Origin of the sequence: Dehalobacter sp. 12DCB1 (assembly GCF_004343605.1) — a bacterium.
Classification (GTDB): Bacteria; Bacillota; Desulfitobacteriia; order Desulfitobacteriales; family Syntrophobotulaceae; genus Dehalobacter.
Genome location: NZ_POSF01000005.1, coordinates 1 through 19351 on the forward strand (window position 1 = coordinate 1; position 19351 = coordinate 19351).

At 51.8% G+C, this 19351-nt stretch carries 22 protein-coding genes and 1 tRNA gene; 19 read left to right on the forward strand and 4 right to left on the reverse strand.

Annotation, left to right across the window (positions count from 1 at the left end; genetic code table 11):
- Positions 1-209: 209 nt before the first annotated feature.
- Together C1I38_RS02610 and C1I38_RS02615 are read left to right on the forward strand one after the other, a co-directional pair.
- A tRNA-Ala gene (locus C1I38_RS02610) sits at positions 210-285 on the forward strand.
- Between the two features lie 522 nt (positions 286-807).
- On the forward strand, positions 808-972 hold the full coding sequence (locus C1I38_RS02615; protein WP_348980866.1) for a hypothetical protein: 165 nt from the start codon (positions 808-810) through the stop codon (positions 970-972).
- A gap of 98 nt (positions 973-1070) precedes the next feature.
- Here the strand turns inward: C1I38_RS02615 and C1I38_RS02620 are convergent, their stop codons facing one another.
- Together C1I38_RS02620 and C1I38_RS14195 are read right to left on the reverse strand one after the other, a co-directional pair.
- Positions 1071-1730 carry an HAD family hydrolase gene (locus tag C1I38_RS02620; RefSeq protein WP_119776732.1) on the reverse strand — a complete coding sequence of 220 codons (660 nt, stop codon included), beginning with the start codon at positions 1728-1730 and terminating at the stop codon, positions 1071-1073.
- Positions 1731-2022: 292 nt separating this feature from the next.
- Positions 2023-2286: an IS3 family transposase gene (locus C1I38_RS14195; RefSeq protein WP_158582065.1), complete on the reverse strand. Its 264-nt coding sequence runs from the start codon at positions 2284-2286 to the stop codon at positions 2023-2025.
- A 37-nt stretch (positions 2287-2323) separates the two neighbouring features.
- Between C1I38_RS14195 and C1I38_RS14200 the strand changes: the two genes are divergently transcribed.
- Complete coding sequence (locus C1I38_RS14200; RefSeq protein WP_243103754.1) at positions 2324-2923, forward strand: hypothetical protein; 600 nt, start codon at positions 2324-2326, stop codon at positions 2921-2923.
- Here C1I38_RS14200 and C1I38_RS02635 read toward each other — a convergent pair.
- Positions 2914-3195 carry a transposase gene (locus tag C1I38_RS02635; protein WP_119776737.1) on the reverse strand — a complete coding sequence of 94 codons (282 nt, stop codon included), beginning with the start codon at positions 3193-3195 and terminating at the stop codon, positions 2914-2916. The genes C1I38_RS14200 and C1I38_RS02635 overlap by 10 nt on opposite strands.
- A gap of 410 nt (positions 3196-3605) precedes the next feature.
- Here C1I38_RS02635 and C1I38_RS02645 point away from each other — a divergent pair, with 410 nt between their 5' ends.
- The 15 genes from C1I38_RS02645 to C1I38_RS02710 all read left to right on the forward strand — a co-directional run bounded on the left by C1I38_RS02645 (position 3606) and on the right by C1I38_RS02710 (position 18651).
- The gene (locus C1I38_RS02645; protein WP_119776741.1) at positions 3606-4271 is read left to right on the forward strand and encodes a hypothetical protein; all 666 of its coding nucleotides are present in this window, start codon (positions 3606-3608) and stop codon (positions 4269-4271) included.
- 103 nt (positions 4272-4374) lie between these two features.
- Positions 4375-4752, forward strand: coding sequence for a hypothetical protein (locus C1I38_RS02650; RefSeq protein ID WP_119776743.1), 378 nt, complete (start codon positions 4375-4377; stop codon positions 4750-4752).
- A complete protein-coding gene (locus tag C1I38_RS02655; RefSeq protein WP_119776744.1) occupies positions 4740-5057 on the forward strand; it encodes a hypothetical protein in 318 nt (105 codons plus the stop codon). Before C1I38_RS02650 ends, C1I38_RS02655 begins: the two co-directional genes overlap by 13 nt.
- A 17-nt stretch (positions 5058-5074) precedes the next feature.
- Positions 5075-5416: a hypothetical protein gene (locus C1I38_RS02660; RefSeq protein WP_119776746.1), complete on the forward strand. Its 342-nt coding sequence runs from the start codon at positions 5075-5077 to the stop codon at positions 5414-5416.
- 50 nt (positions 5417-5466) lie between these two features.
- Positions 5467-6585, forward strand: coding sequence for an antirestriction protein ArdA (locus tag C1I38_RS02665; protein ID WP_132102075.1), 1119 nt, complete (start codon positions 5467-5469; stop codon positions 6583-6585).
- A 116-nt stretch (positions 6586-6701) separates the two neighbouring features.
- Positions 6702-10733 carry an S-layer homology domain-containing protein gene (locus C1I38_RS02670; protein ID WP_119776749.1) on the forward strand — a complete coding sequence of 1344 codons (4032 nt, stop codon included), beginning with the start codon at positions 6702-6704 and terminating at the stop codon, positions 10731-10733.
- A gap of 87 nt (positions 10734-10820) precedes the next feature.
- The gene (locus C1I38_RS02675; RefSeq protein WP_119776751.1) at positions 10821-11423 is read left to right on the forward strand and encodes a hypothetical protein; all 603 of its coding nucleotides are present in this window, start codon (positions 10821-10823) and stop codon (positions 11421-11423) included.
- 76 nt (positions 11424-11499) lie between these two features.
- Positions 11500-12099 carry a hypothetical protein gene (locus C1I38_RS02680; RefSeq protein WP_243109278.1) on the forward strand — a complete coding sequence of 200 codons (600 nt, stop codon included), beginning with the start codon at positions 11500-11502 and terminating at the stop codon, positions 12097-12099.
- Between the two features lie 112 nt (positions 12100-12211).
- A complete protein-coding gene (locus C1I38_RS02685; protein ID WP_119776754.1) occupies positions 12212-13372 on the forward strand; it encodes an LPD28 domain-containing protein in 1161 nt (386 codons plus the stop codon).
- Between the two features lie 95 nt (positions 13373-13467).
- On the forward strand, positions 13468-14868 hold the full coding sequence (locus tag C1I38_RS02690) for an ankyrin repeat domain-containing protein (RefSeq protein ID WP_119776756.1): 1401 nt from the start codon (positions 13468-13470) through the stop codon (positions 14866-14868).
- A 1-nt stretch (position 14869) separates the two neighbouring features.
- Positions 14870-15595: a DUF4314 domain-containing protein gene (locus C1I38_RS02695; RefSeq protein ID WP_119776757.1), complete on the forward strand. Its 726-nt coding sequence runs from the start codon at positions 14870-14872 to the stop codon at positions 15593-15595.
- Positions 15588-17069, forward strand: a complete 1482-nt coding sequence (locus tag C1I38_RS02700) for an antirestriction protein ArdA (protein ID WP_119776759.1) — start codon at positions 15588-15590, stop codon at positions 17067-17069. The genes C1I38_RS02695 and C1I38_RS02700 overlap by 8 nt, the downstream gene beginning before the upstream one ends.
- Positions 17066-17404 (forward strand): hypothetical protein, encoded by a 339-nt coding sequence (locus C1I38_RS14205; protein WP_243103755.1) that lies wholly within the window; start codon positions 17066-17068, stop codon positions 17402-17404. Before C1I38_RS02700 ends, C1I38_RS14205 begins: the two co-directional genes overlap by 4 nt.
- Positions 17401-17604: a hypothetical protein gene (locus C1I38_RS14210; protein WP_243103756.1), complete on the forward strand. Its 204-nt coding sequence runs from the start codon at positions 17401-17403 to the stop codon at positions 17602-17604. Before C1I38_RS14205 ends, C1I38_RS14210 begins: the two co-directional genes overlap by 4 nt.
- A gap of 6 nt (positions 17605-17610) precedes the next feature.
- Positions 17611-18651, forward strand: coding sequence for a hypothetical protein (locus C1I38_RS02710; protein WP_119776760.1), 1041 nt, complete (start codon positions 17611-17613; stop codon positions 18649-18651).
- Positions 18652-18683: 32 nt separating this feature from the next.
- Here C1I38_RS02710 and C1I38_RS02715 read toward each other — a convergent pair whose 3' ends face one another.
- Complete coding sequence (locus C1I38_RS02715) at positions 18684-18908, reverse strand: helix-turn-helix transcriptional regulator (RefSeq protein WP_119776762.1); 225 nt, start codon at positions 18906-18908, stop codon at positions 18684-18686.
- 134 nt (positions 18909-19042) lie between these two features.
- Between C1I38_RS02715 and C1I38_RS02720 the strand changes: the two genes are divergently transcribed.
- On the forward strand, positions 19043-19291 hold the full coding sequence (locus tag C1I38_RS02720; protein WP_119776764.1) for a hypothetical protein: 249 nt from the start codon (positions 19043-19045) through the stop codon (positions 19289-19291).
- Positions 19292-19351 lie beyond the last annotated feature (60 nt).

Here is a 19351-nt window from a genome sequence, read left to right on the forward strand (position 1 = left end):
GGTACTTAGAGTCAAGCAGGGTAACCTGGACTGACTCTCAAGTATGGTGAGTTTAGCAATTGATTTCTTGTTGTTTGGTTTTGAGTGACCGTGGGGGTATAGCTCAGCTGGGAGGGCATCGGAACGGTAAAACCACCCGCAAAGCGAAATCATCCACAGACAATGACAAACACGGCAAAACCGCATGAATACAGGGTCTTGCCACATACGGGGGTATAGCTCAGCTGGGAGAGCGCTTGAATGGCATTCAAGAGGTCAGCGGTTCGATCCCGCTTATCTCCACCAACAACGATAAACCACAAGGCCAAATAACCTTGTGGTTTTTTCATACCTTAATGCAATTAAGATTGGACACTTGATATAACAAAATGTAGCTCAGCTGGGAGCGCAAGCTGTGCTTAAAGCAGGCCCCGATAAAGAGCAAAAAATTCGGTCAAAAATTTTCGCCTATCCTTTCACCGGAAATTTTTGACATCGCGATTAAAAATCGCAACGCGGAGGTCAAGAGTTCGCTCCTCTCCGTCTCCACCACATCATCAACAATGGTTGATACAATAAAACCCACTTCATTACGAGGTGGGTTTTGTTGTATCTATGGCCGAAAGTGCCTGTATTACTGGGATCTTAGGCGTTTTGCGCTTTGCTTTATGCTTGTCGCTCGGTTCATTGCCGGGCGATTTTTTGCGTTTTTTAGAAACTCTACTGGAGGCCATCGCCTGAGTTTGCATATTAGAATGTTACATACTCCCAAGAAAGCAGGGAGAACAATAGATAAAATTATTAACAGCATAATCGAAATTATGATAAATCGCAGAGACCAAAGGCACAATGGAAAGTTTGAACCTACGTCCCATCGAGCAAGCCAAAATAGCCTGCGCCAAGCGGCTGTTCAATGAAATTTCCACAGATGACGTGGTTTATCATGATGTGGACAGCTACCAGAGCCTGCTTGATATCATGGAGAAGCTGTAACTCCACATTCTATAACGCGAATGCATTACATATGAATGACGTGTTGCCGGTAAATAATTAAACAAACACGTTATCACGGTGCAATTTGAACGGAGGCATTAGTTATAGAAAATCTCCCACCCCTTTGATTCTGCAATTTTTTTCATTGCATTTGACGGCTGAACAACAACTGCTTTATCGGCAAATTCTAGTAGAGGAATATCAGATTCACTATCTGCATATGCCCAAATTGATTCTCCGCTAGCATCATTTTCCTTTATCCAAAGTTTCAACCTATTTACTTTATCAACTCCATGGTTTATTCTACCGATTTCACCTGTACAGAGCCCTCTTTCATCATAAAGTAATGATGTTCCAATCGCATCTGCTCGCATATCCAGCTGTCGAATAAATTCTTCAAGAAATGGCTGCAAAGCCCCTGATAGAATGATCACGCGGTCTCCATTTTCCAAATGTTTAGTTATCCTTGAAACCAAATCATAATTAATACTCTGACGCCCGGTATTGGCTATGGACTCAAAAAAAGTATGCATCTCGTCCATATTTTTCCCTTTCATTTGGTAAAAAAATGATTTTAGTAAAACAACACGATAATCCACTTTATTTCCTCTCGTCCTGTTTACAGAACCGTTTAAAAAATTCATGACTATTAAAACCCATTGTTTTAAAGTGAATGCTTTTCTCCCAGCTTTAAGCATAGCCATAACTGAATTATGTTGATATAAAGTTCCATCAAAATCTACAGTTACGATTGACATATTTGACCTCCTTTTAAGTATTTAAGAAGAATTTATTTTGTCAATTTGAGCCACTTTTTGGTATTTCTAACTGATCTGCAAACCCGTCTTTCGCCCACCTTGTATTCCTGAATTTGGTTTGCCAATCGGCAATGTAACCAGTCGCCAAATACACTTTATGGATATTGTTATAAGTGTAAATGTGATGTTTCATCTGTTGCGATTATTCATTGCTATATTATAGCATAGATAGCGTCTTGAACTCAGTTTACATTTATTACTTTGAGAAGTCAACGATATTTCGGACAATATGCTAAGCACTACATGGTAAAGCCCGCTTGTTCCAGGCGTTCAGGAATTGGATCGGGCTGAGGTAGCCCAGCCGTTTCTGAACCCTGCGCCTGTTATAAAACACCTCAATATATTCAAATATGGCCTGCCGCGCGGTTTCGCGGGTAGGATAGAACCGCCAGTGCACGATCTCCTTTTTCAGGATCGAAAAGAAGCTCTCGCTCCAGGCGTTGTCGCCCGGTTTGCCTACGTTGGAAAAACTCTGATTCCAGCCATAACCGGCCACTTGCGCCATTACCTCGGCTGATGTGTACTGATGTGTATTGGCTGCCACGCTCGCTGTGGAAGATCACGCCCGCAGGCAAACGCCAGCGATCCTGAGCGGCTCTCAACGTTTTCAGGACAAGCTCCTTTTTCATGTTCTCCGCCTGACAGGAAGCCAGAACGGTATTGCTGTAGACGTCGCGGATCTGGCAAAGGTAGTCAAAGCCTTCGCCGGTTCGGATATAACTGATGTCGCTGGACAAAACCTGAAGCGGCCTTTCTATTTCAAGCCCCTTCGTCAGGTTCTCATACCTGGCTCCGCGCGCTTTTCTGCTGTCTGTCAAAGACCGCTGTCTGCGACGCAGGTGGTAGGATTTCAGGCCTTCGTGCGACATGATGCGCTTTACGACCGGGTAGGATGCCGAATCCCCGTTGCGCCTGAGAATACCGCAGATACGGTCGGCCCCATAGACGCCTTGACCTTCATTAAAAACAGATACGACCTTCTCACGCAATTCGTCGCCGGACGCCTGCCGCCGCTTTCGGTCGTGAAGTCAGGTGTAAAATCCGGATGTGGAAACGCCAAGTTTTTCGGCCCACTTCGCCTTGGCGTATTTGGTTTCGTTTTTCATCAGGTCATAAAAATCCGTCACTTCTGATTTTTTGCGAAGAAGGCCGACGCTTTTTTTAATATGTAATTTTCCTCTTCCAATTCCGCTATCCTTCTGCGAAGCTCGCCCAGCTCGTCCTGCTGCGCAGCCATCTGAGTTTTCTCTCCGTCAGGCGTGTATTTCTTTCGCCAGCGGTAGATCATGTTGCTCGTGACCCCGAGGCTCTCGGCCACCGCTGTGACCGGACGTTCGCTGCTGCAGCTCATTCGCACCGCACGCTTTTTGAATTCTTCATCGTATTTCTTTCGATTTTTGGACATTTCGATAAGCTCCTTTTCTTCAGGTGTATCTTATCATACTGTCCGAAATTTTAACATGGACCCTTTTTCTCAGCAAATGGTCTGCAGATATTACATGCCGCTCGCGAACCAACATTTACTATGCGGACTTCATCAAAGACCTCTTTCATCTCATCCTGAGCCTTTTTTATGAAATTAAAGTAATCTCCACCTTCTAACCATTCGGCAATATTCACTAAAAGTGATCTTTTCTCATTATAGTCATTAATTATGACAAAATGTCTTGTAATTCTGCTCATCTCTGCATACATTGTTTTTCTATCATCTTCTTTTAAACCATGCGGAACCGCACGTACGGTGGTGTGAGAGGACGGGAGTTAACCACCCCCTCCTACTCGATTTTCAGACAGAATTAAGGAAGAAGGTATCCTATGGACAGAGAAAAATATTTTGCCGAGCTTTACCGCATCCTCGCCAACGAAGGAATAGAAACCACGCCCGCCAAAAACGGCAGGCTTCCCGTTCTGCTGAACGGCCAGCCGGCCTTCCGGGTCGAGGCCCCCGGTTTTCTATGCAAGGCCCCCGGCGATCTTAATACTCCCGAGGCAAACGATCTGTATGACCGTACAGCGCCTATTGCCGACATGGTCAGAGAATACATGACGGCGATGGAACTGGCGCCTATCCTCCACGCAAAAAGTCTGGACGAGGATTACCGGCTGCTGGCCGACTTTAATGGGTATGTACTCGCCGGACTGGAAATGGAGAAAAACTATGGGTACAAGTTTGTAACCTGGGAACGAGACTACGATAGAACCGGCGTTGGCCTCGGCCACTATTTCATCAACAAATATACCTCCGCCAAAGAGGACTTCGCCGTCCGCTCCGGATTGATACCTGAAAAGAAATTGTTTTCGCCGGAACAATTCTCCGAGATGTACAAATGCATCAAGGGAATGCTGGAGGGCGGCTATGAACTGACCTATGACAGCGAAAAAAAGCTGGGAGAGATCAGAGAGCAGATCGAGTGCATCGTTCCTGATGTGGAGGAACGAATCGCCCAGGCGCAGGGTCAGGCGCCACAAATGAATATGTAAGCGCTTATTCAATATAAAAGCGGCGGGGTCTGCAGCCACCAAAACGGCTGCAAAGACTCCGCTGCTTTTTTGCGTTTAAAACAAAATGAAAGGAAAAAACGCCATGTCCAGACACTTTATGTGTAACACCAGGCTTGCCGGAATCGAACAGATGCTGCTGCTTCCTCCTAACTTTTCACCCAGGAGCAGCGGCTTCCAGATCGGTAATTCCAGATATTCCGCCGATGACGTCGACTGCCGTTATTGCACGGACTACAAAAAAAAGAAATGTAAATCCAAGCACTGTTCATGGCTCAAGGAGCGCATTGAGGCTGGAGCAGTGACCTATTATGATCTCGTCATCGAGTGTTTTGCCCATCTGAAAAATCCCCGCGCCAAAACTCGAATCCACCTTGCCGCCGCCGACTTCCACGGACAACTGTATCAGGCCGGCATATGGAACGACTTGCTTGGGTATGGCGGCAGTTCATGCAGGATGTAATCCGCAAGCCTCCGATATTCATTGCAGATCTGCATCTGCTCACCGCTGACGCCGAACTGTGGAAAGCCGTAGCAGGAGCTATAACAGAAAACGATATTGACTTTACAAAGGTCAAGCTCCGCGGCATCAGCACGAACAACTACATCCTGTACCAAACCGCCAAAAGTGTCTACACCAACGAGAAACGGATCACGGCCGCCGACCTTGCCGATGAGAGCATCGTGAGCGATGAGCTGCTGAAGGTCATCATAGGCGCTATGATTATCGCCCGTTCTGGCTATGCCAGTTATTCGCTGGAGCATTGAAAAAGGAGGATCGAAAAATGATAAGACGCGGATTCTCGAAAAAACAAGTCATGGATATGGGCTTCCCCATGAAGGAATACGATTTCCCGGAGGGGGCGGGCAGCTTCACCGGCACGCTTGTCATGAAAAAATGGAACAGTAATCGCGCGCTCATTTGTTACTTTGATACCGACGACGGAAGGAAGCTCAAACTATGCGTTTGGTATAAGTACGACGCTGATAAAGCCTACCGGCCGCAAAAATCCGATCTCGACATTTCCTATGTTGAGCTTGACTCCCGACTCTTTGTCGAGTATGAAACGATGAAATCCGGAAAAACGCGGTGGGTCGACGCAAAATTGCTGGAGGTGACACAATGATCCAAACTATCTTAGCGAATCATCAGCGGCCCGACCTGTCGCCTGTCGCCGTGTGCTTCCCCATAGCGGATTATGCAGGAATCTATGAAAACCTCCAAGCCATCGGTATCGGACACATTGCCATACATGATTGCTTTGTCAAGGAGCTTAGCGGAGATTATTCCATCCTCAAACGATTGGAAGAAACCGAAATCAATGTGGATGAACTGGACTATCTCGCCAAACGGCTGGAGAGCTTTGACAAATATGAACTTGCCCAATTCCAGGGCGCCGCCGTCAGCCAGGACTTTTCCAATATGACGGATCTCATCAACCTGACCTTTTGTTGCCAGAGTGTAACGGTCGTTCAGGGTTTTACAGATCTGGCTGCTGTTGGCCGAAAGCACCACATGAACCTTCACGGCGGGCTGACCGAGGATGATCTAAGAACCGTGGACTTCCACAAAACAGCTCTCTCCCTTCTGCTGAATGAAGAAGGGACCATCATGCCTTACGGTGTGGTCTACGAAAACGGCATGGAGCTGGAGCTTTACTATGACGGGCTGTATTTCCCTGATTATCGGTATAGCGGCGATACTCTGCTGACCGTGGCGGTTACAGACCGAAGCCTCCCGGAAGATACCAAGGATATTGCATGGCTGTACCTGCCGGTAGAGGACTGCCAGATTGAACGCGCCTTGATGCGCGCGGGAATCCAGAACGAGGATGTGCGTCTGCAGTATGATGGCAGCGAGCTGCCCGCCGCGCTGATTGACCTGATGGATACAGAAGAAAACCTCTATGAGCTAAACAGGCTGTGCGCCAGCTTTCAGGATTTGGACGACGGCTGCCGCCAGAAAACGGAAGCGGCGCTTCAAATGGCGTCTCCCGCCGATCTCACGCAGGCTCGGAACCTTTTAAGCCAGCTTGACCTTTTCGACTTTGTTCCCGGCGTTTCCTCTCCGGAAGAATATGGCCGGTACATGATCATGGAATCCGGCCACTTCGACTACGACAGCGAGCTGGATGCATACTATGATTTCAAGAAATACGGAGAGCAGCGCATCGCCGGAGAGTACGGTCTGTTTGCCGAAACCGGCTACATCAGCTATCACGGCTTCGTATCCATTGACGAGGTCATGGCGGGAGTTGAAACCGAGCGCATGAATATGACAATGGGAGAAATGTGAAACACCGACCGCGATAACAAGGATATCCACAATAGCCAATAAGGACTTGAAGCCGGAACCAGATTGTGATTCCGGTTTTTTCATAGTCAAAATTAATAAGAAAGGATTGTAAACCAATGAAGCAAAAAGGGAAACGCATTGGAATCCTCGCCCTGGTTCTCCTTTTTCTGGTGTGCGGCGTGATCTATACGGCATATCGCCTGCATCCGGAAAACTTCGTCCGGCAGGATGAAATCATCACCCGCGGCGAGTTCGCCGCCGACCTGTCAAAAGAACTGGAGATGGATACCGGGAACGCGGAAAAAGTTCCGCCCAGTTTTTCCGACATCGACGGGCATTGGGCAGAGAGGTACATCGAGGCCCTGATCGACGCCGGCATCCTCGATTCCGCCGATTATCCTGACGGGTACTTCCGCCCCGACGATCCCATCACCCGCGCGGAGATCATCAAAATGCTCGTGCGGGTCAGCGGAAAGGACGACGAGGCAAAAAATACGCAGGGGCACAGCGGCTATGATGACCAGGATGATATCAAAGACGGCAATAAAGGATATGTCATCGTAGGCCGCGAGGAAGATATCATTGGGGATACGGACGACGGCAAGATCCATCCCAATGACCCGGTGACAAAGGGCGAATCCGACGATCTGATCGACAAGGTCACGCCGGAAAATTCCACACCGACGCCTCCTCCGTCTGCCCCAAGCACTCCGGAGCAGCCGGCGACACCCACTCCGACAAATCCGGCTGAGCCTACACCCACACCTACTCCGGATAATCCGGGCAATGATTCCGGGGGCGGTTCGGGAGGCGGCTCTCACAGCCATCCGAGCGCGCAGGTACAGTTTGACTTTCCCGAAACCGCCTACACCGACAGCAAAATCAAGGTCATGCCCGTGTGGAAGTATATGAGCAACTTTACATGGACGCTGACCAAAACCGCCGTGGACGGCTCACAGCAGCCTGTGGAACTGGCGGACGCCGTCACCGGCACGCTCGGTTTGGAGGGCGGCACGATCCAGTTTAAAGAGGACGGACAGTACACGCTGACCGCAACGGCCAAAAACGCCAGAGGAAAAGAAACCGTGCTGGCCAAACAGATCACGGTCTATCCGGTCATTGACCTGAGCTTTGAGCTTCCGGCAACGACCCATACGGACAAATCGGTTACCCTTACCCTCCCATTAGAAAAGCTCTACGGCCACGACATTGTGTGGACAGCAACTAAGGATGGGGAAACCGTTTCGCCGGCCGACATTCTGGACGGCACACTTGAAAATGGAGGCGGCACCTTTGCATTCAAAACCAAGGGGGAGTATTCGCTGACGGCTTCTATCACCGATGAAGCTGGACGCATCTTTACCCATACGGAAAATACGAAGGTCTATCCTGTGGCGGCAATCGCGTTTTCTCTTCCCGCCGCTGCTCACACCGATACGACTCTTGAGGTCGTCACGGCTCTGACCGAAGCCGATGGGCTGACCGTCGACTGGAGCCTGATCAAAAACGGCGAGGCGGCTGCTCTTACGGACGCTGTCGAGGGCACGCTGGAAAATCAGGGCGGGAAGATCCGGTTCCTGGATAAGGGCGTGTATACGCTCACCGGTACATTAACCGATGAAACCGGCAGCGCCTTTGAAGCCTCTCAGACCGTCACCGTCTATCCGATAGGCTCCATCGGCTTCTACGCACCTGAAATCACCCACACCGATAAAATAATCCAGGTGAAAACCAGCTTTGAAAACCTTGGCGACGCTGCCATTCAGTGGTCGCTCACCGAAGACGGAGAAGCCGTCGCCCTTTCCGACGCTGTTCAAGGCGAGCTGACAAATCAGGGTGGCAACATCCGTTTCCTTGAAAAAGGCGAATATGTCCTGAAAGCGGCCTTCACCGACCCCGCGGATAGAACCTATAGTTACACCGCGCCGGTCAAGGTGTATCCGGTTCCAAGTATCTCATATACGCTGCCGGAAACCGCCTACACCGACACCACTGTCACCGTGGCTCCGGAAACCTCGGAGCTGGACGGCCTTACGGTGGAGTGGATGTTGGAAAACGGCTTCGGGTTTCAGGATCTTGGGACATATATCGAGGGCACGCTGGACAACAGCGGCGGCGCTATTCGCTTCAAACATGCCGGCACCTATGAACTGATCGCCCGAATCACCGATGAAACAGGGCGGGTATTCCTGTTCGAGAATGGCGGGAAAATCGAAGTCCTGCCGGTACTGAATATCTCCTTTGAACTTCCCGAAGCGACCCACACCGACCGAACCATCAACCTGCGGACCCGCGGCAATAATAACGTGCTGCCGGTGAACTGGAGTCTCACGAAGGACGGAGAACCCGTCAGTCTTGCCGACGCTGTCGAGGGAAACCTCAACGCCTTCGGCGGAGATATCCGCTTTAAGGATGCCGGAGATTACACCCTTACCGCCGCCATGAGCGACGCGTTGGGCAGGGTATTCTCTTACTCGGCGTCGACCACGGTCTGCCCGATCCCGGTAGTAGCACTCAGTACGCCGCAGGTCTGGTATGCAGGTGAATCCGGAACGGTCGGCGTCAGCGGCACGGATCTGGAAAACCTCGCCGCGGACTGGACAGTCGTGACTGATGACAGAGGCGCTGAACCGTATTCAAATTACGCATCCGGCGTCCTTACAGAATCGGGCGGTACAATTACCTTCCCGGTAAAAGGACAGTACGCGCTGATTTTGACCATGACGGACCCCACCGGCCGCACCTTTACCGAGAGCCGGAGCTTTACAATATCACCCATCCCGACCATGAGCATCAACATCCCACCGCTGACCTACAGCGGAGAACCTATGGCAGTCACCGCCTATGGCAATGAACTTGACGGAGCGAGCTTCAATTGGCTTATCTCTGTCGATGGCGGCCAGCCCAAGCCCTATTCCCAATATGCCACGGGCACTTTAGGCGCGGGCGGCGGCTCACTGGCAATCGGCACGGACAGAACCATTGCAGTGAAGCTGTTTGCCGAAGTGACGGATGTAAACGGCAGAAAATTCACCTTTGAATCCAATGCCGCGACGGTCAAACCGATTGCTCAATTCCCATTCAGTGTGCCATCCTCCGCTCACATCGGCTCCGGCTTTAACGTATCCCTGCCGGCCGTGTCCGGACTGGAGGGCCGAAACCTCACATGGTCGCTGACCAAAGGCGGAAGCCCGGCATCCTATACAGGAAGTCTCTCAAACAGCGGCGGCAGCATTGCCGTCAACGCAATCGGCAACTATGTCCTGACCGCCAGCACGACCGACAGCGCCGGCCGGACGTTCACCTATTCGCAAAGCTTCACCATCACCAACAATGCGCCGTATAAGCCTACCGGAAGCGCGTCGGTCACAAGAACGGCCCAAAACGGCAAACTCCTGGTGAATCTCACGGCCTATGCCTCAGACCCAGATGGCGATACCGTCACTCTGGAATACTCCGGCAACACTGCGGACAGCTACTATACCGTGGGTACCCATACGGTGTATGTCAGAGCAAAAGACGCATGGGGGCTATATTCCGACTGGGCGGATATCACCTTTACGGTGACAAATTCCGCTCCCACAACGCCGGTGATCACCCGCACCCCGAACGGAAACAGCATCGCCCCCGGCGTTCCGATTACCATCACTGCCGCAAGCACCGACTCTGACGGCGACGCTGTCAGCTACATTTGGGAAGGTCGGCCGGCTCAAACAAGCAGCGCTTATCCCCTCGGAAAAAACGTGGTTCGCGTGAAGGCTATCGATGCCACTGGCGCCGAATCTTCCTGGGCAGCCGTTATTTTCTTCGTATCCGATCCAACCCACGGCGGCGGCATGACGCTCACCGGACCGGAATCTGTCATCCTGGAGCAGGGGATCGCCGGGGCGACCATCATCAATTACACCTTCACAGTGCCCCCTGTTTCCGGCCACAGCGGTCAGGACTTCGGACGTGTGCGTGGTTACAACGTGCTAACGGGCCAGTGGGATCAGCTGGATTACGGCACTACCACAAACGGCATCACCTTCAGCCGATCCTTACCACCGGGTGTGTATTCGCAATTGGAAATGTACTACTATACCAACCATGATTGCATGTATAACAAGAGCAATATCACCTACAGCGTGGAGTTCTATTTCGAGTAACTCGACTCAGCTTCGCGCTTCTGAAAGAGATCAATCCCTGCGTTCTTCACTGAACGCAGGGAAATCTTTTTGAAAGGAAGAAAATGAATGCTTAAGCTTCACCTTACCCGCGCCGACGATTATGAGGGCGTCTACCTGCAACTCCCGCCAACTCCGGCTGAAATCGGCGAGGTGTGGTCCTGGCTGGATGAAATTAGCACCGATGTGTCCTCCACCCGAATCGTCGGCGCGATCAGCGATGTCAGGAATATCGGCCGCTACCTGAAAAACGCGGACGTGAACGCCCCCGGACAGATGAAAAAGCTGAACCGTATCGCGGAGATTACCGACACGCTGGACCGTGACGGGTGTCGGCTGTTTGAGGGCGCGCTGGATGCCGAGTCCGTTAACGGCCTGGACGATGTGATCACCATTGGAGAACGGCTGGAGCAGTACCTGTACATTCCCCACGTTACCACAGACCGGGAACTTGGCATTTTCCTCGTCAATTCCGGCGTGATGCCCTTTGACGAGAATGTTCAGCCGTATCTGGATTACGCCCGGGTCGGCATTGAATATTACGCCAATCACGGCGGCGCTTACACGGCCGGAGGCTATGTACTCAGGCGGGACAGCGCGGAGCAGGCTCTGCAGGATATCGTCGATGCCCGGATTAACCGGCAGGAGCTTGGTGGTATGGAAATGGGATAAGCTCGGCCTGCCTTTCGCCGAGGGGCAGGTCTTTTCGATTCATATAGAACGCATGAGGTGAAACGTGGAAACGGATTTGACAAAACGGATTAAGGCTCTGACCCATTATTACCGGCCAAAGCTGAATACTGAAAAGAGAACCATTCGGTGGGCAGATGAAGTGTGGACTCCCACGGGAATAGTGGACAGCATCCGGTTTGAGGACTATTACGCAGATGAGGAATACCTCTGCAGGCTTCTGGACGCGGCACGGTTTTCCGAGACAGATCAACGCACGACCGCGTACATGCACCAACCCGGAAAGTGCTTCCGCAACGGCGGTACGGATAAAAATGATCAGAAATGCCACGGTTGCGTATTACGATGCCATAACTGGAAGGTGGGCATGATGGTCACCTGCTTCGAGGTCAAAATTACCTACTCCGATTTCAAAGGTGTAAACGGCCACAACTTCCACGGAAATGAAAACTACTACTGCGTACCGAAGTCCCTTGCACCCAAAATCGCCGACGAGATACCAGCCGACATCGGAATCTTGGCGTATTTCGAGGGCGACCGCCAGTTTGGTCTCAGGCAGTTCAAACCGTCAGGATGGCGCGATGTAACCGACGGGACCAAAGTACATCTGATTTATAACGCGATGAAAAAATGGTGCGACGGTGCGGTCTTTGTTTAAGCTCCCCTGTGCAATTACAAGCCGGGTACTGGTATAAATTTATGGTATAGCTATTCCGGTCTCTTCGTGGTATCTTGTGTACTTGACAAATTTGGAAAGGAGATAATGTCCCATGAGCGTAAATGCCAGAGAAGAACAATATGAGCATGTGGAGCTGTTCGGAAAGCCCGCGCTTTTCACCAATTCCCGCATTGACCGGGATACGGTACCAAAAGGCTTTTATTGTTACGACCTCCGAGGCTCGGATTATGATCCCGGCAGACCGGTAACGGTTGAAAGCCATGTCGCCATTAACCATGCCGGAGCCATTCTCACACCGGAGCCGGTCACCATTCCCAAGGAAGGCTTCCGCCGACTGCGCGGAAAGCTGAATTTTCTTGGCGAATGCCTGACCTTGCCGGACTTCTGTGAGGAACATGGCCTTGACCTCGCACCTGATAACCGCAAATTCATCCTGCGCCCCGCCTCTCCCGATGAGGCGGGGCTTTTCTATTCCCAAGACAAGAAGGACGCGGAGATTGGCACGGTCGGGCATCTGCGGGCGGACTTCGGCCACGGAGGTAATGAGTTCTGGCATACCTGGTGGCCGCACAACGGTGATGAGCTGAACACGCCGGAATTCAAAGTGGAGCTTCAGGAATTTGTGGATGAGCTGCGCAAAAGCGGTCCGCTGAGAAGCCTCTCGTCTATGTCCGGATACTGCTGCGACCACAACGCCGGCAAACTGGATGACGGCTCAAGCGGCGGCTACGGGTATATCGCAGAGAGCGAAAACTATCGCTACTGTCTGCGCTGTACGCCGATTCAGGGCGACTATAACGCCTATCTATATATTTACGACAAACGGCAGCAGGAACTGAGAATGAAGAACGAGGCTCCAAAGCAGGATTATGGACTCACGGCGGCCGGAAAGCAGCAACTCCAAAACGCCGCGGACGGCACGTTGCCACACAGCTATAGCTGGTTTGTGTTTCAGGATTATAACTTGCCCGACGAAAAACTCACGGGCGACCTCACGCTGTCGGAAGCCATCCGACTGTATAACGAAACGGACAGCGGCAACAAGCGGCTGGGCGTGACCAAAGATGAGATTGCCACCGTGGACTTTGTCATCACGCTGGATGGAAAGCAGCAATTCACGGACGATTACACACACCTTGCCAGTTTTTCCAGCGACGCGGCAATTGCCGAGGCGGTTGAAACGCTGAGACATGAAATTGCGGAACAGACGCCTGATCAGGGCATGACGATGGGAGGCATGCAGCTTGGATAAGCTGATGGAACTGGAATTTGGCTGCTCCGGTTCATTGGAAACCAGCGCGTACATGGCTTTCAGGATGGCCAGATGCTGTAAAGCAGGAGGAAACGATGAATACAATTGATTTCGATATTTGGGAACCCAATCCCGAAAAACCGGGCACCGTCCGGCGTGTCGGCCAGCGCACGGCGCAGGAGGTTTTTGCAGAGCTTCAGCACCGGCTTGAAAGCACCGGCTATCTGCCAGACGAATACTTTTTGATGGACGGCGAATGGAGAAACGGCAAGGAAATACCCGAAGACGCCAATTTTTTCTGTACCGTTGACTACGGCGGCAGCGAGGGCGTCTATCTGGATATTTATTTCAAATGGTACGATCAACAGCAGGAAAAACAGATAACAAAGAGCTTTGCTACCGGCAAAACCCTTGGGGATACCGGCAGCGACCTTGACCGCATGTACCTCATCGCTTCCGCTGTTACAAAGGCGTTCAACGGTGACGGCGGCACCTATGCCCGATATATCCGGCTTGGAGAAGCGAAAAGTCCCAACGGCATGGTCATGCACCTGAACCGGGAGGAACAGCGGTTGTTGATTGATAGCCTTGTAGAACACCGCAGCAAACTGCAGCAGGAATTCGTCGGTGTGGAACAGCTTCTGCGCCGTGTGACAGGCAGCATTACCGAGTTTGTCAACGAGGTTGGCGAACGTCCGCTGAAAATCAGCGACTATGACATGGCGATGCTGGCCATTGAAGACGGTAACCTGCCGGCATTTCAGACGGTGTACCCAAAAGTGCCGGATAAAGCCGCCGATTTGCTGCTCCTTGCGGCAGGCAGGCCGGGCGCGGTCGGCAGAAAGATGACGATGCTTCTGCTCACCGATGCAAAAGAGCTGACCGGTGGGCAATACCTCAAAGCGAGCAAACGCGCCGTCGATACAGGTGAAGTTGAAAAGGTGCGGCTGTTTTACGAACAGGCCGAACACTGCGTCGCCGATCTCCCCAAGACGTATTATGGCGATGTGATCATCTATTCCTATGGCGAAAAAAATTATATCGCCAAGGCACTGCTGAAGCAGGCTACCCCCGAGCAAATCGGCGGCGCCTCCCCCCGGCTGCTCCATCAGGTAGCCTTGCGGGACGATTATATAACGGCCTCGGAGCTGGTGAAGAAAGGAATTCACGCAGATGAGGCCGCTGCCGATGTGATTCGCGCCTTCCAACGGAGTCCCTGGGCGGTCACGCATCTGCTGGAGCAGGGCATGGAAATTGAAGCCCATAATTACGGGGCGCTCCACGCCTGTATTAACACCGGCAACACAGAAGCGGCACAAATGCTTCTGGAGCGCGGCATGGACTTCGGTCATTATATCGAGTGGACTAACAGCCAGAATCGTCCCATCCAAAACAATGAGGCGTTTGACGCAGTGCATGAGCACTGGAAACAAAATATGGACAGCCCTGATTCAGAACAGCAGCAGTCAGGAATCCAACAGATAGGAGGCATGTAGCATGAACCAGCATCTAAAATGGGCGGAATTTATGCGGGAGCAGTACCCGCCCGGTACCCGCATCCGGCTCACCGAGATGAAAGACCCCTATGCCCCTGTGCCCCCCGGCACCGAGGGAACCCTCGACCATATCGACGATGCGTGCCAGATTCATATGAATTGGGATAACGGACGCACCCTCGCCCTCATCCCCGGCCTGGACCGCTTCTCGGTCATTCCGCAGCCGCTTCAAACGCTCAAGTTGTATATGCCGCTCACCGTTACGGCCTACGAGCGCAACAGATGGGGCGATCTGGAAAATGAGGCCGTCGAGCTTGACCGTTATGACGTTCTTGCGCATAAGGACAGCATTCTCGCCGCCATTGTTAAAGAGCGAATGCCGGATGAAGCTGAGCGCGGGCTCATGAAATATTACCATGAGGATGACAGCGTATGCCGCAAAGTACAGTCCTTTGTTTTCACGGTGGAACAGGTTCAGAATAAGCTGATGGGCGTGGCCGAGTGCCGGGTTCAGAGCAAACTGACCGATCAGGAGCTGGAGCAGCTTAAGGAATATATTTCCGGGCAGGCATCTGACGGCTTTGGAGAGGGTTTTGAGCAGAGGGGCATTAAAACCACGGACGGCGAGATCAATGTCAGTCTCTGGAGCAGCGATAAAAGCTGGAGCATCAGGACAAAGGATGAACTGGAGCAGAGCCAGCAGATGGGAGGGATGACGCTTGAATAAGGACAGAGAAAACAACAGCCTGCCACAAAAATGCTATGCTGTTCTCTCTTTCGACGGCAGACTCGTCACTATCACCCAAGGTACGACTGGCTTTTTCCGGTCGCCTCTGGATCAAGGCGACCGATCCCGAAACCGCGCCATCGCGGATAAGGAAAACAAGGAGCTTGGCGGCGTCACGCCGGAGCAGGAAAACGCAATGATTACCGGAGCCATATTTGGCTGGGAGTTTGCGGGCATGACGGCCGGCAGCCCCGCGAAACCGGACAGAATCTTTGAACTGGAAATCAGCCGTCCCTGTTCGTTTGGAGCCAATACATCGGCGACGCTTACGCTCCCCGCCACCCCCTATGAGATACTGGACGCGTTGGATAAGGCCCGCGTAATCGATGAGCGCGTCATCTACTCTATGGAAATCACGAGCTGCAAGTTGGACTATTTGCCGCAGTTTCTCAGCCCAAGCACCAATCTATATGAATTAAACCATCTTGCCCAGCGGCTGGCGGCGCTCAGCGAGTGGGAGCTGGACTGCTTCGAGGGAATGGTCATGATGGACACCGTTCACACCGATTACGCTCCCATCGCCGTGGAGCGGCTCATCAACATGACCCACAGCACAGCCGACTGCCAGGTCGTATATGAAGCTCACGATAACGAGTCCCTCGGTAAGTTTTATGAGGAAAACGGCTTTGTTCCCGAACTGGAAACCCTGCCGGAAAAAGTCTTCCCATGGCTGGACTATGGCAAGATCGGCAAAGAGATGCACGACGGAGAGGGCGGAGTATTTACCCCGAGCGGTTATGTGGTGCAAAACGGCGAAATCGCGCAGACATACCAAAGCGGTGACGCGATCCTTACTGAAAAGCCGGATTACACAGTACTTCTCCATGTCACGAAACGATTCTTTGAAGCGCCCGGCGACGATCAGCAGTTATCTGCTGTAATGGAGTTTCCTGCTTCCGAGACAGCTCTGCAAATGGCGATGAGTGAGGTGGATGCAATTGTGCCGGAGGAATGCGGCTTTATTGCCGTGGACTGCATTGTCCCTCGTCTGACTGAAAAAATAACTGATGCGTTGGAGTATGGGAATCTGGATACGGTTCGGGATCTGTCTGCTCAGCTCCAAAGGCTCAACGACGAGGGCGGCATCCCGGCATATAAGGCGATGTTGGAGTCAGCCCCCAAGGATATCGCGCTGGAGGACGCGCTCGATCTTGCTTATCAAGCCGGCGAGTTCCGACTCCTGCGTGAAATCGCCTCTCCGGAGGATTACGCGAAAGCGGAGCTTGCCAAATGCACCATTCCCCTTAAGGCGGAATTGCTGAGCCAGAACTTCTACCGCTACGGAGAGAAGCTGATGGAGCGGAATAAGGCAGTCAGTACTGATTACGGCATTCTCTTCTCTCCCAGCGGTCAAACAGTGGAGCAATGCCTCGTGCGTCCCGGCCGGCATATGGAGATGGGAGGCCAGGCATGAGCAACGAAGATTTGCAGGCCGCCTATATCAAAAAGCTAAACGCTATACTTCCAACGGTGGACTTTGCAAAGCTGGACCGATCCTGCAACACCAAAAACGATGGATACGCTAAAGAAATCCTGAAGCAAATGCACGATCTTTTCGTGAAAGTCTACCACACAGATAACCTCGACAGCGGTTATGAGTTTGTCGACATGCCTGCCGTTATTCGGGGACAAAACACAAAACACATCGGGCTTGGGATCGTAACGCTCGACCTGCAATCCTCCGGCGAGCATTACGGCACCTTCTTTTTTCGCCGAGAGGTATTATCGATGACGGCTCTGAGGAAATGAAGTCCGCCGACTCCAAATATCTCTCGGATGTCTATATCCCTTATGATTACTGGTACACCGTATATATTGAACGGGACCATCATGTGGATCTCGACCATGTCCCCGAAAAGGTGGCCCAAATGATTGATTACTGCTATCCGGATCAGCCGGAATTGGAGAAGCACTCCGACGATCCCGACCAAAACATGAAAATGAGGTGAAACAGTATGGAAGATTATCCGTACCCTTATCCCTGGAAAGAGCTTTCCGGCACGCCGGAGGAAATGGCATTCCTCGACAGGCGGTTTGTGGAAATGTCGGTCAGAGAGGGATATCTGCTGGAGGGCGCTGCGAGGCTCCAGTCAATCGACAATGCCGCCGACCTCATCAATCTCACCGAGCAGCTCGACAACTTTGAATTTTTCTACTCGGCAATGGAAGACAGAACCCTCGGCCACTACTATGCAAAATACCGAGAGGCAGCCTCTGCCGATCAGATGCCCTATCTCGATCTTAAACGATGGGGCGTTGACCTGCGAGAGCGGCACGGCGGCGTATTTGTATCAGGCGGCTATGTGGAGCAAACCAGCCCCTGCCGCCAGATATATAACGGCGAAAACCTCAGCCAGATGACAGGCGGCTGGAGCGTGAAGCTGAAGCTTGCATCCGAACACTGTCCCGAGGGCGTGTGGGTGAAGCTCCCCGATCATGAAATCCACACCGGCGAGCCGGATGAGCTTGCGGTCGCGCTGGGCGAGTTGGTCACGCTGGAATTCAACAAGCTGGGCAACGTGGATCTGCTGGAGGCAAAGTGCTGTCTTGACAATATCACCGATCTCGCGGAACAGTACGACTCTCTTGAACAGCTCATCGAGGACGGCAACAATCTGGGCTATGTTTTGGAGGAATGCGGGCAGGGCATGATCTGCTTCGAGGAACGGTTTCGGGCGGCGATGGAGCTGGAGGGCTGCACCCGACTGGACGAGGCGCTGGACATCACCCAAAACCTCCGGTGTTATGACTTTATCCCTACCGAACAGCATTGGGAAAAGTTCGGGAAGGATCTGGCCCGCAAAAGAAAAATCGTCGATCCCGATACTGCCATAGGGATGTATTTTGATTACGCCGCTTACTGCAAGACCGAGATCAACAGGCTTCGCCTGAAGCCCTGCGCTCACGGCTACATCGCAAGAAACAGTCAGGAATTTATTTGCGAGTTCAGCCGCAGGAATGACCTTGCCCCTAAAAATCCATCCATGGGAATGTAGAAGCCCGGCGAAATCAATCGCCGGGCTTTCGTTTATCTGGACTCGAACAGCTTCATTACCGGAATTTTTAGAGCCTTGGCAATGTCCAGAAGCACCGCAACGCTTGGGACCGCGCGAGCGGTCTCAATTTGTTGGATGTGGTTTCTGCTGTAAGATGTCATTTCCGCAAGCTGCAGTTGCGTGATGCCCTGCTCCTTGCGGTAGTAGAGTATGTTGAGTCCAATTTGAACGTAGTCCTTGTAGTGTTTCGTATCCATATTTACCTTGCCCCCTCACTTAATAGTTTACAAAATAAATCCGAAAATTAAGACAAAGCATAGTCAAGCAAATACATGATAATATATTGCTTTAGCTATCTATAAATGGTATTATACACAGTGAGGTGGAGCATATGCACAGCAACGACTTTGAAAAGGCATTCGGCGATTTTCTTGACCGCAGAGAATACGACCAAGCGGAGAACGCCCTGTTTGCGATGGTTCGCATTGCCTTTATCGCCGGATGGAGGGCAGCGGGAGGCGACCCTCCGCCACCGCAGAAAATATTTCAGATCATACACAAAAAGGATATTGATCCGAATGGCATCGACAGTGATCTGTGCGCTCCAAGCGAAGGAGATGATGAGGATAGCAAAAAATAAACGTGCGTTCTCCTGACAGGAGCTGACGTAATCAGGCAGAGAGGATAAATTCCCCGCCAT

Coding starts and splice junctions, on each gene's coding strand:
- C1I38_RS02710 (WP_119776760.1), top strand. CDS start 17,611: ATGGAAGATTATCCGTACCCTTATCCCTGGAAAGAGCTTTCCGGCACG.
- C1I38_RS02635 (WP_119776737.1), bottom strand. CDS start 3,195: ATGTCCAAAAATCGAAAGAAATACGATGAAGAATTCAAAAAGCGTGCG.
- C1I38_RS02715 (WP_119776762.1), bottom strand. CDS start 18,908: ATGGATACGAAACACTACAAGGACTACGTTCAAATTGGACTCAACATA.
- C1I38_RS02670 (WP_119776749.1), top strand. CDS start 6,702: ATGAAGCAAAAAGGGAAACGCATTGGAATCCTCGCCCTGGTTCTCCTT.
- C1I38_RS02675 (WP_119776751.1), top strand. CDS start 10,821: ATGCTTAAGCTTCACCTTACCCGCGCCGACGATTATGAGGGCGTCTAC.
- C1I38_RS02685 (WP_119776754.1), top strand. CDS start 12,212: ATGAGCGTAAATGCCAGAGAAGAACAATATGAGCATGTGGAGCTGTTC.
- C1I38_RS02695 (WP_119776757.1), top strand. CDS start 14,870: ATGAACCAGCATCTAAAATGGGCGGAATTTATGCGGGAGCAGTACCCG.
- C1I38_RS02655 (WP_119776744.1), top strand. CDS start 4,740: ATGCAGGATGTAATCCGCAAGCCTCCGATATTCATTGCAGATCTGCAT.
- C1I38_RS02720 (WP_119776764.1), top strand. CDS start 19,043: ATGCACAGCAACGACTTTGAAAAGGCATTCGGCGATTTTCTTGACCGC.
- C1I38_RS02620 (WP_119776732.1), bottom strand. CDS start 1,730: ATGTCAATCGTAACTGTAGATTTTGATGGAACTTTATATCAACATAAT.
- C1I38_RS02650 (WP_119776743.1), top strand. CDS start 4,375: ATGTCCAGACACTTTATGTGTAACACCAGGCTTGCCGGAATCGAACAG.
- C1I38_RS14205 (WP_243103755.1), top strand. CDS start 17,066: ATGAGCAACGAAGATTTGCAGGCCGCCTATATCAAAAAGCTAAACGCT.
- C1I38_RS14210 (WP_243103756.1), top strand. CDS start 17,401: ATGAAGTCCGCCGACTCCAAATATCTCTCGGATGTCTATATCCCTTAT.
- C1I38_RS02690 (WP_119776756.1), top strand. CDS start 13,468: ATGAATACAATTGATTTCGATATTTGGGAACCCAATCCCGAAAAACCG.
- C1I38_RS02645 (WP_119776741.1), top strand. CDS start 3,606: ATGGACAGAGAAAAATATTTTGCCGAGCTTTACCGCATCCTCGCCAAC.
- C1I38_RS02660 (WP_119776746.1), top strand. CDS start 5,075: ATGATAAGACGCGGATTCTCGAAAAAACAAGTCATGGATATGGGCTTC.